This is a genomic window from Streptomyces sp. MspMP-M5 (assembly GCF_000373585.1).
Taxonomy (GTDB): Bacteria; Actinomycetota; Actinomycetes; order Streptomycetales; family Streptomycetaceae; genus Streptomyces.
Genome location: NZ_KB891866.1, coordinates 118429 through 134185, shown reverse-complemented (window position 1 = coordinate 134185; position 15757 = coordinate 118429). Strand labels below are relative to the sequence as shown.

Sequence of the window (15757 nt, the reverse complement as noted above, 5' to 3'; positions counted from 1 at the left end):
GGACGCGGCCTCCGGGCGGGACGCGGTGTCCGGATGGACCGGGCCCGGCGGCGCCTCACGCGGGTGCGGGACTCACCGCCGTGCGCGCTCCAGCCAGTCGGCCAATATCGGTCCGATCTGGGCGAGTCGATCCGGACGGGTCAGCTCGCCGTGTGCGCCCCGTACGGGGGTGACGGCGACGCGCCCCGTGACATGGGGCCGCCAGTCGTCCGGCCGGGGCGCGTCCGCGGACTTGCCCTCGGTGGCCTCGAAGAGCAGGACATCGCCGCGGAAGGTCCGGGGCACGAAACCGCCCTGAAGGCCACCGTGGTGTGCGAAGACCCGCAGCATGGCCGCGGTTCCGCGCTCGCCGAGCAGCGCAAGCGGCCCGGCGGGGTCGTCGGCGTCCGGCTGCCCGCCCAGGGAGGCGAAGAGCGCCTGCCGTAGCTCGGCCTCGTCGGCCGCCTCTTCTCCGCGCGGGAGCCCGTCGCCCGGCGGGAAGCTGTCCATCAGCACCAGGGAGGCGACTTCCTGGCCGGATTCCTGGAGTTGGACCGCCATCTCATGGGCCACCAGGCCGCCGAAGGACCAGCCGAGCAGGGCGTAGGGCCCGTGCGGCCGGACCGCGCGGACCTGCTCCAGGTATGCCCGCACCATCTCCGCCATGCTGTCCGGGGTGGCGTCCGGTTCGGTGAGCCCGTGGGCCTGGAGGCCGTAGACGGGCTGGTCGGGCGGAAGGTGACGGAGCAGCCCGGAGTACACCCAGCTGATGCCGGCCGCCGGGTGGACGCAGAACAGGGGCACGGCTGCGGCGGCCGCGCGGGACGACGAGGCGCGGGCCCTGCGCAGCGGGAGGAGGACGGCGAGGGAGTCCTCCCGCCGGTCGTCGGTGAGGCGTGCGCCGAGTTCGGCGACAGTGGGCGCGTCGAACAGGGTCCTGATGTCCAGCTCGGTGCCGAGGACCGACCGGATGCGCCCGATCAACCGGGTGGCGAGCATCGAGTGGCCGCCCAGCGCGAAGAAGTCGTCGTCGATGCCCACCTCGGGCACGCCCAGTACCTGCGCGAACAGGGCGCACAGGAACTCCTCGCGCACCGTGCGCGGGCCGCGCCGCTGTTCCGCCGCGCCACCGTCCGGAGCCGGCAGCGCTCGCCGGTCCAGTTTCCCTCGTGCGGTCAGCGGCAGGGCGTCCAGGAGGACGAAGGCGGACGGCACCATGTGGCGCGGCAGGGTGGCCGCCGCGAAGCGTCGCAGCGCGCCGGTGTCCGGCAGCTCCGGCGCCGGGACCACGTAGGCCACCAGCCGGCGGTCGCCGGGGTGGTCCTCCCGGACGGTCACGGCGACTTGGCGCACCGCTTCATGACCGGCCAGCGCCGTCTCCACCTCGCCCGGCTCGATCCGGAACCCCCGGATCTTGACCTGCTCGTCGGCGCGGCCCACGTATTCCAGGGCGCCGTCGGCGGTCCACCGGGCGAGGTCGCCGGTCCGGTACATCCGCTCGCCGGGCCCGCCGAACGGGCAGGCCACGAACCGCTGCGCGGTCAGCGCCGGCCGGCCGACGTACCCGCGGGCCACCCCGGCTCCCGCCAGGTACAGTTCGCCGGTCACACCGGGCGGCACCGGACGCAGCCCCGCGTCCAGGACGTACACGCGGTTGTTCCCCATCGGGCGCCCGATCGCCGGCCGTTCGTGGTCGGCGGCCCGGGCGTGGGTGACGTACACCGTGGCCTCCGTGGGACCGTAACCGTTGACGGTCACGGTCCCGGTCACCGCCCGCAGCTCGCTCCACAGGGCCTGGTCGCACCCCTCACCGCCGAGTTCGATGATGCGCGGCCGGGCCGGGCGGTCGTCCGACAGCAGCCCCGCCGCCATCAGTTGGCGGCAGAACGTCGGCGAGACCTCCAGGTAGTCGATGGCTTCGTCGGCGGCGTAGTCGGCCAGTGCCTGGGGATCGCGGCGGGTCTCGTCGTCGACCAGGTGCAGTTCGTGGCCGCCCATCAGCCACAGCACCGGGCACCAGGACGAGTCGAAGGTCAGGGGTCCGGTCAGCGCGGCCCGCAGGCGCCGTCCGTCCGTGGCCGGCGCGGCGTGCACCTCGCCGAGGTGGCCGTGGAAGAGGTTGATCAGGCCGCGGTGCTCCACCGCGACGCCCTTCGGCCGGCCCGTCGAACCGGAGGTGTAGATCACGTAGGCGAGGTGCTCCGGGCGCAGCCGTACGGGCCGGTCGGCGCGGGAGGGGTCGGCCGGCGGGTAGCAGGCACGGGAGGAGCGGACGGTGGGGTCGTCGAGCGGCAGGACCGGCAGCGTCGTCGCGCAGTGCGGGCGCAGCCGGGCCTCGCCGGCCACGTCGGTCAGCAGCAGCACGGGGGCCGCGTCCGCCAGCATGAGGGCGAGCCGCTCCACCGGATACTCCGGGTCCAGCGGGACGTAGCAGGCGCCGGCCTTCAGCACGGCCAGCAGGGCGACGAGGTGTTCGGCGGTGCGCGGCAGCAGGGTGGCCACGTGCTGGTCGGCCGACACTCCCTGGCCCAGCAGCAGCCAGGCCACTTGGTTGGCACGGGAGTTGAGTTCCCGGAAGGTCAGCGGGCCGTGCGCGTCGACCAGGGCGGTGGCGTCGGGTGAGCGTCGGGCGTGCTCCTCGAAGACCTCGTGCAGCAGCCGGTCGTCCGGCAGCGCGCGGTCGGTGTCGTTCCACTGCGTCAGGAGGCGCGCGGTCTCCTGGGGGCAGAGCAGGTCCACGGCGTCGAGCCGGGTGTCCGGCGCCTCGGTGACCGTGCCGAGGACCCGCAGCAGGCGCTGGGCCAGGGAGTCGGCGGTGTGGTGGTCGAACAGGTCGGCCGAGTAGTGCAGCAGCCCGCGGATACCGCCGGGACCGTCGTCCGTCGCCGTCCGCTCGACGAACGTGAAGTCGAGGTCGAACTTGGCGGGGACGGTGTCGAAGGTCTGGGGGGTGAGGGTGGTGTCGGCGAGAGGGAAGGTGGCCTCGGCGTTGTTCTGGAGGACCAGCATGGTCTGGAACAGGGGGTGCCGGCCACCCGTGCGGTCGGGATTGAGCTGCTCCACGATCCGCTCGAACGGCAGGTCCTGGTGGGCCAGCGCGGCGAGGTCGGTCTCCCGCACCCGTTGCAGCAGCTCCGCGAACGTCGGGTTCCCGGAGGTGTCGGTGCGCAGCACCAACGTGTTGACGAAGAAGCCCACGAGGTCGTCGAGGGCCTGATCGGTACGTCCCGCGGTGGGTGTGCCGAAGGGGAGGTCCGTGCCGGCGCCCAACCTGGTCAGCAGGGTGGCCACCGCTGCCTGGAGCACCATGAAGACCGTCGCCCCGTGGTCACGGGCCAGCGCCGCCAAACGGCCATGCAACTCCGACGGCAACTCGAACTGAACCAGGCCGCCCGCGTACGTCGACTGCGCCGGGCGCGGCCGGTCGGTGGGGAGCGCGAGTTCCTGCGGCAGGTCGGCGAGCGTACGGGCCCAGAACTCCGCCTGCTCCTCCCCCACTTCTGCCAGCAACTCACGCTGCCAGAGGGTGTAGTCCGCATACTGCACCGGCAACGGGGCCCAGTGTGGCGCCTCGCCAGACAGCCGTGCCTCGTACGCGACCGACAGATCTCGCAGCAATGGCGCCTCGGACCAACCATCACTGGCGATGTGATGCAACGTCAGCAACAGCACGTGCTCGTCGGCGGAGGACGAGAGGAGGGACACCCGGAGTGGCAGGTCCGACGAGAGTGCGAACGGCCGGAACGCCTCCTCGTGAAGGCGTCGAGTGACCTCATCCGCGGGGCACTGGACGACGGTGAGGTCCACCACCGCCTGCTCGGGCGCCAGAACCTGCTGGTACGGCTCCCCTTCCACCGCCGGGTAGACCGTGCGCAGCGCCTCATGACGCGCCACCACATCGCCGACCGCCGACCGCAACGCCCCCACATCCACCGGGCCCGCGACACGGAAAGCGAACGGAGCGTTGTACGTCGGACTCTGCTCGAAACGGTCCAGGAACCACAACCGCTGCTGGGCGAACGACAACGGCAGCACTTCGGGGCGGGGATGCGGTAGCAGTGCCGGACGTGCGACCGCCTCGTCACCGGTCAGGTGCTCCAGCAGCCCGGCCACCGTCGGCGCACCGAACAGCGTCCGCACACCCAACTCCACGCCCAACACCGACCGAATCCGGCTGGCCAACCGCGTCGCCGTCAGCGAATGACCGCCCAGGGCAAAGAAGTTGTCGTCCGGTGCAACGCTCTGCACCCCCAGCACCTGCGCAAACAGGCCGGACAGCAACTCCTCCTGCACCGACCGCGGTCCCCGCACCAGACCGTCCCCGGAGCCGGCCGCCGTCTCCGCGTCGCGACGATGCTGTTCGGCACGACGCTCTTCACTGCGTCGCAGCAAGGTCAGCTGCTGCTCCTCGGAGTCGAAGAGCTCCACCCCCTCCACGCCGGTATCCGGATCCCCGGTCACCGCGTCCACCAGGCGGACGAACAACCGGTGCAACAGCTCGGCGGTGCCGGAGTCGAAGAGATCGGTGGCGAACAGCAAGGCGGCCGATATTCCTGCCGGGTTGCCTGCGGCGTCGTGCTGCTCGGTGAAGCTCCAGCTGAGGTCGAACTTGGAGGGGTGTGCGTCCAGGGCGTGGGGGGTGAGGGTGGTGTCGGCCAGGCGGAAAGTCGCCTCGGCGTTGTTCTGGAGGACCAGCATGGTCTGGAACAAGGGGTGCCGGCCACCCGTGCGGTCGGGATTGAGCTGCTCCACGATCCGCTCGAACGGCAGGTCCTCGTGCGCGAAAGCCGCCAGATCCGCCTCCCGCACCCGCTGCAACAACTCCGCGAACGTCGGATTCCCGGAGGTGTCCGTACGCAACACCAACGTGTTGACGAAGAAGCCGACGACGTCGTCGAGCGCCTGGTCCGACCGTCCCGCGGTGGGCGTACCGAGCGGGATGTCCGTACCGGCGCCCAACCTCGTCAGCAGGGTGACCACCGCCGCCTGAAGCGCCATGAAGACCGTGGTGCCGTGCTCGCGAGCCAGCACGGCCAAACGGTGGTGCAACTCGACCGACAGCTCGAACCGGGCCAGTCCGCCCGCGTACGTCGGCTGCGCCGGGCGCGGCCGGTCGGTGGGAAGCGCCAGTTCCTGCGGCAGATCGGCAAGCGTACGAGACCAGAACTCCGCCTGCCGCTCGCCCACCTCTGACAGCAACTCACGCTGCCAGAGCGTGTAATCCGCATACTGCACCGGCAACGCGGCCCACCGCGGCGCCTCACCAGACAACAACCGCGCCTCGTACGCCACCGACAGATCCCGCAACAACGGCGCCTCCGACCAGCCATCACTCGCAATGTGATGCAACGTCAGCAACAACACATGCTCAGCAGCCGAGGACGAGAAGAGCGATACCCGGAACGGCAGATCCGACGCCAACGCGAACGGTCGGAACGCCTCCTCATGGAAACGGCGAGTGGTCTCCTCTGCAGGGCACTGGACGACGGTGAACTCCACCACCGCCTGCGCAGGCGCCAGAACCTGCTGGAACGGCTCCCCCTCCACCGCCGGAAAGACCGTCCGCAGCGCCTCATGGCGCGCCACCACATCACCGACCGCCAACCGCAACGCCCCCACATCCACCGGGCCCTCGATACGGAAGGCGAAGGGCGCGTTGTAGGTCGGACTCTGCTCGAAACGGTCCAGGAACCACAACCGCTGCTGCGCGAACGACAACGGCAACACCTCGGGGCGCGAGCGGGGCAGTAGCGGCGGTCGCGCCACCGTCCCGTCCGTGGCCTGGGCCGACAGCCGTTCCGTCAGACGCGCCACGGTGGGTGCGCCGAACAGTTCCCGGATTCCCAGTTGCACGCCGAGCACTGCGCGGATCCGGCTGAGCAGCTGTGCGGCCTTGAGCGAATGGCCGCCCAGGGCGAAGAAGTTGTCGTCCGGCGTGACGCTCGGGACACCGAGCGTCTGCGCGAACAGGCCGCACAGCAGTTCCTCCTGCACCGACCGCGGACTCTGCGACTGGCTCATGACGCTCCCTTGAAGATCCGGAAAATGGGTTCAGTGGCCGAGGGCCGGCTTCGGTGTCAGGTCGGTCCAGTGCGTGTCGACGTAGTCCAGGCATGCCTGGTAGCCGGTTGCGCCGTGTGCCACGGTCCAGCCCGCGGGAGGTGCCAGTCGGGCCGGCCACAGGGAGTGCTGGTGGAGGTCGTTGACGAGGACGAGGTAGGTCCCGTCGGCGTCTTCGAAGGGGTTCGTCACCGCGTGGGTGTCCTTTCTGGCGGAACAGAACAGGGCGGAGGAAGGTCCGGATGGGGGTGGGTGTGGGGCGTGGCCCGTCGTGCGCGGCGGGGCCCTTCAGGCGCCGGCGGCGGACGGCACGATGGCCGCCGTCGTGGTCAGCGCGGGGATGTGGAGCGGCAGTCGGCGCCAGATCTCGGGGGTGTAGAAGTGTCCGCCGGGCAGGACGTCGTGGCGGTAGGGGCCGAGCGCGACGCGGCGCCACTGGTCTCCGGCGTCCGGTTCGATGACGGCGTCGTCGGTGGCGGAGAGCATCTGCACCGGGATGCTCACCCGGGTCCCCGGCGTGTAGTGGAAGGTGTCACGGACCTGGATGTCGGCCCGCATGAGCTCCACGGCCATCTCCTGGAGGTCGGGGTCCTCCAGGACGTGCGGCGGCATCAGGCCGTTGGTGCGCATCCAGTCCAGCAGCGAGTCGTCCGTGTCCTGGCGGGCGGGGAACATGTCGCGGGGGGTCAGGCCGCGGTCGGGCGCGTTGCAGGAGGAGACGACGAGCTTCTCGGGCCGGGGTCCGGCCTCGCGTTCGATGCGGGCGGCCACGTCGAACGCCATCCAGCCGCCCATGCTGTGGCCGAAGAGGAGGTACGGCCCCTCGACGGCGGAGAGGACGGCCGCGGTGGTGTCGGCCGCCAGTTCGTCCCAGTCCGTGGCGCAGGGTTCCAGGAACCGGCCCTCGCGGCCGGGGTAGCAGATGGCCGAGAGGGCCGTGTCCTCGGGGAGGCAGTCGCCCCAGGCGTGGTACGACCCGGTGCCGCCGCCGCAGAAGCCCAGGCAGATGAGTGTGTGCGCGGTCTGCTCGGTCGGCTCCTTGATCCGGATGACGGTGGTGTCCTGTCTTCCCTGGGTGTGTCCGGGCATGGTGGCTCGTTCCTCTTCCTGTGGTGCGGACGGGGGCGGGCGGTGCCGGCCCGTGGCGGGGCAGTGGCCGGCCCGGCCCGTGCCCCGCCGGGATGGGGTGGCTGGGTGGCTCAGGCTGCGGCGCGCAGCGTCTCGACGTGCCGGGCGAGGTCCCGCAGCCGCGGGTGGCGGTACACCTCGCGGGTCGACATGGCGATCCCGAACTGCTTCTTGAGCCGGGCCACGACGCGCAGCGCGATCAGCGAGTGGCCGCCCATGGCGAAGAAGTCGTCGTCGGCGCGGACGTGTGCGCGGCCGAGCACCTCGGACCACACGGCCGCGATCAGCGTCTCGACCTCGCCCTCGGGGGCGTCGCCCCGGTCCCCGGCCGTCTCCGGGGTCGCGGTGGCGTGCTCCTCGGGGGCGGGCAGGGCGGCGAGGTCCACTTTGCCGTTGACGGTCAGCGGCAGGGCGTCGAGCCGGGTGTACGCGGTCGGGAGCATGAACTGCGGGAGCACGGTGGCGAGTTGTTCGCGGAGGGCCTCGGCGGTCGGGGGTTCGTCGGCCGTGTCCGCCGGTGTCACGAAGTAGGCGGCGAGCTGTTCGCCGGAGGCCGGGCTGTGGTGCAGGGCGACCGCGGCCGCGGCGACGCCCGGGTGGCGGGTGAGCGCGGCCTCGATCTCGCCCAGTTCGACGCGGTAGCCGCGGATCTTGATCTGGCGGTCGATGCGGCCCAGGTACTCCAGGGCCCCGTCCGGGCGGCGGCGCACCTTGTCGCCAGTGCGGTACATCCGGGAGCCGTCGGCGGCGAAGGGGTCGGCGACGAAGCGGGTCGCGGTCAGCGCGGGCCGGTTCAGGTAGCCGAGGGCCACCTGGGGGCCGGCGAGGTGGAGCTCCCCCTCCGTGCCGTCGGCCACCGGGCGCAGGCCGGCGTCCAGCACGTGCGCCCGGACGCCGGGCAGTGCGGGGCCGATGTGCGGGGCGTCGCCGTCGATCCAGGCGGCGGTGGTGTCCACGGTGCACTCGGTGGGGCCGTACAGGTTCAGTGCGTCGAGCCGCCCGGCGGCGCGTTCGGCCGCCAGCTCCCGCCAGGTGTTCTCCGGAACCGGCTCGCCGCCCATGAACAGCCGCAGCGACCGTCCTTCCGCGGCGCGTGCCAGCAGTTCGTCGCGGAGCAGGTGCCAGTGCGAGGGGGTCAGGTCGAGGTCCTGTACGCCGTGCGCGTCCAGGGCCGCGGTCAGCCGGGCAGGTTCGGTGCGCTCGTCCTCGTCCAGCACGACGAGGGTGTCGCCGCGGCACACCCGCGCCCACTGCTGGACCGATGCGTCGAAGGAGACACTGGCGTTCCAGGCCACGACGCGGGGCTCCGGGGCGTACATGCCCGCCGCCTCCAGCGCCGCCACGAGGGCGGCCACCCCGCCGCGGGTGGTCTGGACGCCCTTGGGGGTGCCCGTGGAGCCGGAGGTGTAGATGACGTAGGCGGGGGCGTGCGCGGCGACCGGGACGGGCGGTGTGGGACGCCGGTCCGGCGCCGCGGCCGTCGGGTCGACGGTGATGCCGTGCACGCCGGGCGGCCACTCGCCCGTGGCAGCCGCGGTCACCACCACCCGGACATCCGCGTCACGCACCATCGTGTGCCGCCGCTCGCTCGGGTACGCGGGGTCGATCGGCACATACGCGGCGCCGGCCCGCCAGACGGCCAGCAGGGCGACGACTAGGGCCGTGCCGCGGGGCAGGCTGACCGCCACCCGGTCGCCGGGCCGCACGCCCGCTCCGGTCAGCTCGGCCGCCACCTGGGCTGTCAGTGCATCGAGTTGGCCGAAGGTGAGTGCCTGGGTGCGGTCGCGGACGGCGATCCGGTCCGGGCCGCTCGCCACGGCCTGCTGGAGGCGAGTCATGAGGTCGACGGGCCGGCCCGGGGCGGGGGCGAGGGCCGCGTCGAGGCCCTGCGGGCCTTCCGGTACGCCGGTCACGCGGGCTGCTCCTCTCGGGCGGCGGGGGCCACGGTGGGGCGGCACTCGTCGAGGAGGACCGGTTCGCCCATGGCGACGACGATGCGCCGGTCGCCGCGGAAGGGGTCGCGGCCGTGGGTGGACAGGACGTTGTCGACGAGCAGGACGTCGCCGGGCTCCCAGTCGCGGCGCAGCGTCGCACCCTCGTAGGCGGCGTTGATCGCGTCGACATCCGCGCGGGTCAGGGGCTCGCCGTCGCCGAGGGCGGTCTCGAACGGCAGCCCGCCGGGGCCGAATTCGTCCTGCAGCGCCTCCCGGATCTCCTCGTCCAGCGACCAGGAGTTCCAGAACGCCAGGTGGTTGAACCAGACGCCCTCGCCGGTCTCGGGGTGCCGGATGATGCCGGGCCGCAGTTGCCGGGTGCGCAGGGCGCCGGAGTCGTCCCACTCGCAGGAGACGAGGTGGTCCTCGCAGTACTTCTCGACGTCCGCGCGGTGCTCGGTGGCGAAGGCGGTGCGCCAGTCCAGGGAGATGTGCTCCGAGTAGTTGCGGATCAGCAGCCAGCCCGCGGTGCGCATCCGCTCGACCAGGTGGGCGGGGAGGCGGCGGAGCACCTCGCGGCAGTCGGCGACGGGTGTGGCGCCGCCCTCCTCGGGGGCCGTCAGGCAGCCGAACAGCAGCAGACCGGGGAAGGTCAGGGTGTAGCTGTTCTCGTTATGCATGCGGATCGGCTGGTTGGGCGGCAGGTCAGTGGAGGAGTAGACGTCGTTGCCATAGCTGCTGCGCGGGGTGGCCTTCTCGCGGTAGGGCGTGCGCTGCGGGACGAGGACGTCCCGCACCTCGGCGAAATCGTCGACGTCGTGGACGGGCAGGCCGCGGAGGTACAGCGCGCCGTGCCGGAGCAGCGCCGCACGCAGCTCGGCGCGGACCGAGGAGAGCCAGGCGCACGCCTGGGTGGCGTCCGCGAAGTGCGGGACCTGTGTGGTGGCCGGCTTTCCGGTCTCGATGGTCCAGAAAAGGGAATCGCTCATCGTGATGCGCGTCCTGTCGTGTGGGTTCTCACGGATTTCCTCCTACGTCGATTACGTGCTCCGGTGTGTCATCCCCAGCCGGTGTCGCGCTCGTCGATCGGTTCGCCGTGTCCGGCCGAAGGGAATTGACGTAAAGGCATGGGGTTTTCTCCTGCTTCCTCGAAGGGGCCGGTCGGCGCACGGGATTCGGTCACCGGATTCGACGGGCCGACGGAGTTCACGCTGTCACCGGAATTGGGCGTTCACCAGGGTGACCGAGGGCTGGTATTCACGTCTGTCGCATAGACGAGAGGGCGCACATCCGGACATAGGGGGCGGCGGGGCGGTGTACGCCTCAGTGGCCCGCGTCCGCCCGCGTCGGCAGGTCACGGCGGTTCCGGAGGGGCGAGCAGAGCAGGATCAGCGCGCTCAGCGGGATGCCCGCGATCATCAGCCACAGCGTCGGGCGCACGCCCAACCAGGTGCCCAATGCCCCGGCGAGCAGCGAACCCAGCGGCAGCGTCCCGTAGTTGAGGAACGACGAGCACGCGGAGACCCGGCCGAGCACCTCGGCCCGGCAGTAGCCCTGCTGGAATCCCGCCTTGATGACGTTGCCGGCCACCACCCCGACCGAGACCGCGGCGTAGCCGATGACGAAGAGGACCAGCCCGGCGCCCCGGGAGGTGAGGGCCATCAGCGGGGCGAGCGCGGGCACCGCGAGTTCGAACAGCAGCAGCGCCCGGGCGGTCCCGAAGCGGGTCACGCCACGGCGCACGACGAGCGCGCCGACCACCCCGCCCGCGCCGCCGATCGCCACCAGCACCCCCACCCCGCTGTCGGTCAGCCCGACGTCGCGGACCAGGAACACCACCAGCAGCGACTGGTACCCGGCCAGGAAGAGGTTGGAGACGGCGCCGAAGAGGGTGAGGCTGCGCAGATAGGGATCGCGCGCCACCAGCCGTACGCCCTCGCCGACCTCCCGGAACAGCGCGCCCCGGGCCCGTGCGACGCGGGGCGCCGGCGGCTCCCGGTGCCGGATCCGGGCCACGCACGCGAAGGAGAGCAGGAAGGTCGCGGCGTTCGTCAGCATGCCGTCGACGGCGCCGGCGACCTGGGCGATCAGCCCGCCGGCGCCGGTTCCGGCGATCTGCGCGGCGGAGGCGCTGCCGTGCAGTTTGGCGTTGCCCTCGGCCTGGTCCCCGGGGCCGAGGATGCTGGGCAGGTAGGCGGTGTACGCGGTCTGGAAGAAGACCGCGGCGGTGCCGGCGAGCAGCGCGACCAGCAGCAGCCGGCCCATGTCGAGGGCGCCGGCCCAGTGCGCCAGCGGCACGCTCACGAACAGCACACAGGAGACCGCGTCACTGACGAGCAGCACCGTTCTGCGCGGCAGCCGGTCCACCCACACCCCCGCCGGCAGGCCGATGGCCAGCCAGGGCACCCAGGTCGCGGCGTTGAGCAGGCTCACCTCGAAGGTGGTGGCGTGCAGCACGGAGACGGCGATCAGCGGCAGCACCACACTGGTGACCGCCGCTCCGAATTTCCCCGCGCTCTCGCCGTACCACAATTTCCTGAAGTCCCTGTTACGGCGCAGCAGTCCACCGCCGGGGGGCCGCTCCGCTATGCGCCGCCCGGCGTCTTTCCGGCTCCGGTGCGCCACTTCCTCTTCCGGGTCGTCGCGCTCCCTCACCGGCATCCGGACATTCCCGTCTGCTCGCCGTTGACCGGTTGTTGATCGGGCATGTCTAGGCTGCCCTCCGCCCAGGGGAAGACTCTGATACAGCAGGGGTGGGACATGAATACCTCACGCTCGGTCGGTGAAATCAAGATGAGTCAGAGAGCCTTAGAAGTCTTTGAATTCGCGGCGGACCGCACCGCGTTCGACATCGAGGACCTCGCCGCCCTCGGTCTCGACGCCGACGAGGCGGAGCGGGCCGTCAAGGAACTCGCGGGCCTGCGGCTGCTGTCCCACGCCGAGGGCGCCCCCGGGCGCCTGGCCATCGTGCCGCCGCGGATCGCCGCCAACCGGCTGCTGCGTCCGATGGAGCGCGAGGTCCGCAGTCAGCAGGACGAGATCGAGCGGTTCCGGTGGATGTTCGAGACGCTGGTGCCCGCCTACGAGTCGGGCCAGGCACGCAACACCGACGTGGCACACGTGGAGATGATCGACGACCTGCGCCTGGTGCAGGAACTCATCGAGGAGTTGAGCCTGAACTGCCGTGCGGAGGTCCTCACCGCGCAGCCGGGCGGCGCGCGTTCCCCCGAGGCGTTGCGGACGGCGTGGGAACGGGACCGCGGGATGCTCGCGCGCGGCGTCGCGATGCGCACGCTGTACCAGCATCCGGCCCGCTACCACCAGCCGACCATCGACCATGTGCAGCGCATGACGAGCCTGGGAGCGGAAGTGCGCACCCAGTCGGAGAGCCTGTGCCGCATGTTGGTGTTCGACCGGCACGCGGCGCTGCTCGGTGTGCCGGACGGCCCGCAGGCGGCCCTGCTGATCCGCGAACCGCGGTTGATCCACAGCATGCGGGTCTTCTTCGACTGGGCCTGGCGCGGCGCCTCGCCGTTCCCGCTCAGCTTCGACGCGATGTCGGCCGTGCGGATCTCCGGCGAGATCCAGGAGACGATCGTCGCGATGCTCGCCGAAGGACTGGAGGACAAGTCCATCGCCCGGCGACTGGGCATGTCGGTCCGCAGCTGCCAACGTCATGTCGCGGAGGTGATGAAGGCGCTCGGCGCCAAGAGCCGCTTCCAGGCCGGCTTCCTCATCGGCCAGTCCCGCGGCCGCCCCGGGGAAGAACTGCCGGCCGGCGCCGAGCCCCTGGCGCTCGGTGCCCCGCTCCCCTCCGGGGCGGAGTGACGGGGGCCCGCCGTCGGGCCCGGTCGGCGCCTCATCCCGGCTGCCGGGCCGGTGCGGGCAGCGGTGCCCCGGGATCGGCCGCGGCCAGTTCCCGCACGAGGCGGCCGAGGCCCTCGGCGTGCCGGTCGGTCTCCTGCGCCGAGTACGTGGCGGGATTGGCCTCCACGCTCACGGTCGTTCCCTCGCGCGGCGACCGTACGTCGAAGAACAGGCTGAGGTCCGGGACGGGGCCGGTGTTCAGGGTGCGCACCGAGCCCCGGGCCGCGCCCAGGCGCAGGTCGCGGTCGAAGTTCACGACGTTCACCAGCGGCCCCACCCCAGGCGGCTCCGCCGGCCCCGCGGCGGCGGCCAGCGCCCGCCGGAACTCCTCGTAACGGAACCGGTGGTGGCGCATCGCCTGCCGGATCCGGCCGTCCGCGTGCGCGACGGCGTCCCGCACACAGGCACGCCGCTCCACGGCCATCCGCAGCGGCAGGATGTTCGCCAGCGGCGCGACGACCCCGCGCAGCGCGCGGGTGGCGCGTCCGCCCACCGAGCAGCCGAAGGTCACCTCGTCGGCCCCGGTGGCCTGCCGCAGGTACAGGGCGGTGGCCGCGATCAGGAAGTGCGCGGAGGGCACCGCCAGTCGCTCGCTCTGTTCCTGGACCGCGGTCACCGCGGACGTCGGCAGGTGGTGACGGCCCTGGAGGGCCGCGGAGGCCGGCGGCGCCTCCGCGCACAGCCGCCCGGTGGCCGGCCAGGCCGCCGCCTCCGCCGCCCAGAACTCCCGGTCGGCACGGTACGTCCGCCCGGCCGCGTAGGCCCGGTCGTGCTCGACGGCGACGGTGACGGGCTCGAAGGGGTGCGGCTCCGGGGGCGTCCCGTCGTGCAGGGCGTTGTAGAGGTCCGCCGTCCTGCGGGCGAGCGCGGCCAGGCCGTGGCCGTCCGCGACGATGTGGTGGACGCGGCGGTACCACAGGTGGCGGTCGGCCGACACCTTGAGCAGGGCGGCGCCGAGCAGCGGGCCGGTGGTCAGGTCGACCGGCCGGGCGAGGTCGTCCCGCATCCACGCCACCGCCCGGGCCTCCGGATCGGCGGCCTCGCTCAGGTCCAGCACCTCGAAGTCCCACTGGGCGGGCCCCAGTTCCTGCATCGGCGTCCCATCGGCCGCCGTGACGAACCGTGCGCCCAGCGATCCGGCCTCGTCCACGGCGGTGCGCGCCGCCTGTTGCAGCAGGGCCGCGTCGAGCACGCCGGTGATCTCGTAGTAGTCGCCGACGTTGTAGGCCGTGCCCACCGGCTCCAGGATCTGGGAGATCCAGATCTCCAATTGGCCTGCTGTCAAAGGGACTCGCACGTTTCCGCTCCAGACGCCTCGGGACCGTCGTCCACCGACCCTGCCATGCGTCACGGTCCGCGCACAGAGCGCAGCGGGGGTGGTGTTCCCGCCTGTCGTGGACCCGAGGGGGGAGAGCGGTGTCGGTCGGCCGGCCGCTGCCGGCCCGGGGGAGCGCCGGTCTGGACCTGAGGCCCGACGGGCGCGCGTCGAAGGCCGTCTGCGTACTCCGGGCATGGATGACGTCGTGGTCACCGCCGACGCCGACGGCGGCAGCATCCCGCTCGCCGGCGATCTCGGTGACCGTGGGTCAAACCCATCCGGCATCCGAACAGGGCCGGGTGCTGGGTGGTGTGCGGTGCTGACGGTCAGCGGGTCCGGGGCGGACGAGGGCGGCCGTCAATGCTTGAAGGTGTCCTTGCCCTTCTCCAGTGCCTGGCGTGCCCGGGCCCTGGCCTTTTCGGCCTTGCCCTTGAGTTCCAGGCCCTTGTCGCCGGTGGCCTTCCCGGTGGTTTCCTTGGTCTGTCCCGCGACCGCCCTGCTGACGCTCTTGGCCTTCTTGCCGATGCCCATGGCTGCGCTCCTTGCGGGCTCGGTCGATCCCTTGCCGTTCGGCCGTCTCCCTGGAATCCTCCGGGAGAGGTACAGGTGAATTGTCTCATTTGCCTGGCGTCATGCCCAGCGCGTGGAACGGCACCGTCGATCACTGTGTGCCACGAGCCGAGGACGGCCCGGAGTCGGTGCCCGTGTGCGGCGCGCTGTGGATCTCGGACCACTACCACCCCTGGAACGGCGCGCAAGGCCAGAGCCCGTTCGCTGAGGCAGCCAACGGCGTTACCTCAACGGCGATGTGTCGAGGTGTGCCCGCAGCTCTCCCGCGTCGGCGTAGACCTCCTGCGCTCCGGCGTCCAGCAGCTCGGAACGGCAGAAACCACCGCTCAGCACCCCGATGCAGGGCACGTGGGCCCGGCCGCCGGCCCGCATGTCCCAGACCGTGTCCCCGACGAACACCGCGTCCTGCGGAGCGGCGCCGCTCTGCTCCAGGGCCTGCTGCACGAGGTCGGGGGACGGCTTGCTCGACCGGACGTCGTCGGCGCTGGTCACGGTGGTGATGGCGTCCTCGGCGTCCAACGCCTTGCGCATCGCGTCCAGTTCCGGGCCGGTCGCCGAACTGGCGAGCACGACCCGCCAACCGCGTGCCGCGCAGGCCCGCAGCAGGTCGGCGGCGCCGTTCAAGGGGGCCAGTCGCGTCCAGTACTGGGCGTACAGCGCGGTGTGTGCCGTGCTGATCGCCTCGTCCTGGTCGGGCTCGTTGCGGTCGGGGCCCAGCAGGTGGTCGATCAGGTGGTCGGCGCCCATGCCGACGGACCGGTGGATCGCGGCCATCTGCACCCGGTGGCCTGCCTGGCGGAACGCCTCCCACCAGGTCACCGCGTGCAGATAGGTGCTGTCGACCAGGGTTCCGTCCACGTCGAACACAGCGGCCCGAGGCCCACCTGCCGTCATGCCTCCT

At 72.0% G+C, this 15757-nt stretch carries 11 protein-coding genes; 1 reads left to right on the top strand and 10 read right to left on the bottom strand.

What is annotated here, in order from left to right; genetic code table 11:
• Positions 1 to 72: 72 nt before the first annotated feature.
• The 7 genes from B073_RS39315 to B073_RS0106795 all read right to left on the bottom strand — a co-directional run bounded on the left by B073_RS39315 (position 73) and on the right by B073_RS0106795 (position 11762).
• Positions 73 to 6000, bottom strand: a complete 5928-nt coding sequence (locus B073_RS39315) for a non-ribosomal peptide synthetase (RefSeq protein WP_018537337.1) — start codon at positions 5998 to 6000, stop codon at positions 73 to 75.
• A gap of 30 nt (positions 6001 to 6030) precedes the next feature.
• Entirely contained in the window at positions 6031 to 6231 is a 201-nt protein-coding gene (locus tag B073_RS0106815) for an MbtH family protein (protein ID WP_018537336.1), read from the bottom strand.
• A 96-nt stretch (positions 6232 to 6327) separates the two neighbouring features.
• Positions 6328 to 7128, bottom strand: a complete 801-nt coding sequence (locus tag B073_RS0106810; RefSeq protein WP_018537335.1) for a thioesterase II family protein — start codon at positions 7126 to 7128, stop codon at positions 6328 to 6330.
• A 110-nt stretch (positions 7129 to 7238) separates the two neighbouring features.
• The gene (locus B073_RS0106805) at positions 7239 to 9080 is read right to left on the bottom strand and encodes a non-ribosomal peptide synthetase (protein ID WP_018537334.1); all 1842 of its coding nucleotides are present in this window, start codon (positions 9078 to 9080) and stop codon (positions 7239 to 7241) included.
• The gene (locus tag B073_RS0106800) at positions 9077 to 10090 is read right to left on the bottom strand and encodes a TauD/TfdA family dioxygenase (RefSeq protein ID WP_018537333.1); all 1014 of its coding nucleotides are present in this window, start codon (positions 10088 to 10090) and stop codon (positions 9077 to 9079) included. Before B073_RS0106800 ends, B073_RS0106805 begins: the two co-directional genes overlap by 4 nt.
• A gap of 68 nt (positions 10091 to 10158) precedes the next feature.
• Positions 10159 to 10311 (bottom strand): hypothetical protein, encoded by a 153-nt coding sequence (locus tag B073_RS46255; protein WP_158690097.1) that lies wholly within the window; start codon positions 10309 to 10311, stop codon positions 10159 to 10161.
• Positions 10312 to 10424: 113 nt separating this feature from the next.
• Positions 10425 to 11762: an MFS transporter gene (locus tag B073_RS0106795; protein ID WP_234025007.1), complete on the bottom strand. Its 1338-nt coding sequence runs from the start codon at positions 11760 to 11762 to the stop codon at positions 10425 to 10427.
• Between the two features lie 132 nt (positions 11763 to 11894).
• Here B073_RS0106795 and B073_RS39310 point away from each other — a divergent pair, with 132 nt between their 5' ends.
• Positions 11895 to 12929, top strand: a complete 1035-nt coding sequence (locus B073_RS39310) for a helix-turn-helix transcriptional regulator (RefSeq protein ID WP_018537331.1) — start codon at positions 11895 to 11897, stop codon at positions 12927 to 12929.
• A 31-nt stretch (positions 12930 to 12960) separates the two neighbouring features.
• On the opposite strand, the gene B073_RS0106785 is transcribed toward B073_RS39310, so the two are convergent.
• The 3 genes from B073_RS0106785 to B073_RS0106775 form a co-directional block, all read right to left on the bottom strand.
• Complete coding sequence (locus tag B073_RS0106785; RefSeq protein ID WP_267881370.1) at positions 12961 to 14481, bottom strand: condensation domain-containing protein; 1521 nt, start codon at positions 14479 to 14481, stop codon at positions 12961 to 12963.
• 162 nt (positions 14482 to 14643) lie between these two features.
• Complete coding sequence (locus B073_RS43640) at positions 14644 to 14817, bottom strand: CsbD family protein (RefSeq protein WP_018537329.1); 174 nt, start codon at positions 14815 to 14817, stop codon at positions 14644 to 14646.
• 261 nt (positions 14818 to 15078) lie between these two features.
• Entirely contained in the window at positions 15079 to 15750 is a 672-nt protein-coding gene (locus B073_RS0106775; RefSeq protein WP_026247134.1) for an HAD family hydrolase, read from the bottom strand.
• Between the last annotated feature and the right edge of the window lie 7 nt (positions 15751 to 15757).

Excerpts from the sequence above, each read along its gene's own strand:
- B073_RS0106795 (WP_234025007.1), bottom strand. The coding sequence starts at position 11,762 with ATGCCGGTGAGGGAGCGCGACGACCCGGAAGAGGAAGTGGCGCACCGG.
- B073_RS0106775 (WP_026247134.1), bottom strand. The coding sequence starts at position 15,750 with ATGACGGCAGGTGGGCCTCGGGCCGCTGTGTTCGACGTGGACGGAACC.
- B073_RS39315 (WP_018537337.1), bottom strand. The coding sequence starts at position 6,000 with ATGAGCCAGTCGCAGAGTCCGCGGTCGGTGCAGGAGGAACTGCTGTGC.
- B073_RS0106800 (WP_018537333.1), bottom strand. The coding sequence starts at position 10,090 with ATGAGCGATTCCCTTTTCTGGACCATCGAGACCGGAAAGCCGGCCACC.
- B073_RS39310 (WP_018537331.1), top strand. The coding sequence starts at position 11,895 with ATGAGTCAGAGAGCCTTAGAAGTCTTTGAATTCGCGGCGGACCGCACC.
- B073_RS0106785 (WP_267881370.1), bottom strand. The coding sequence starts at position 14,481 with ATGCCCGGAGTACGCAGACGGCCTTCGACGCGCGCCCGTCGGGCCTCA.
- B073_RS0106810 (WP_018537335.1), bottom strand. The coding sequence starts at position 7,128 with ATGCCCGGACACACCCAGGGAAGACAGGACACCACCGTCATCCGGATC.
- B073_RS43640 (WP_018537329.1), bottom strand. The coding sequence starts at position 14,817 with ATGGGCATCGGCAAGAAGGCCAAGAGCGTCAGCAGGGCGGTCGCGGGA.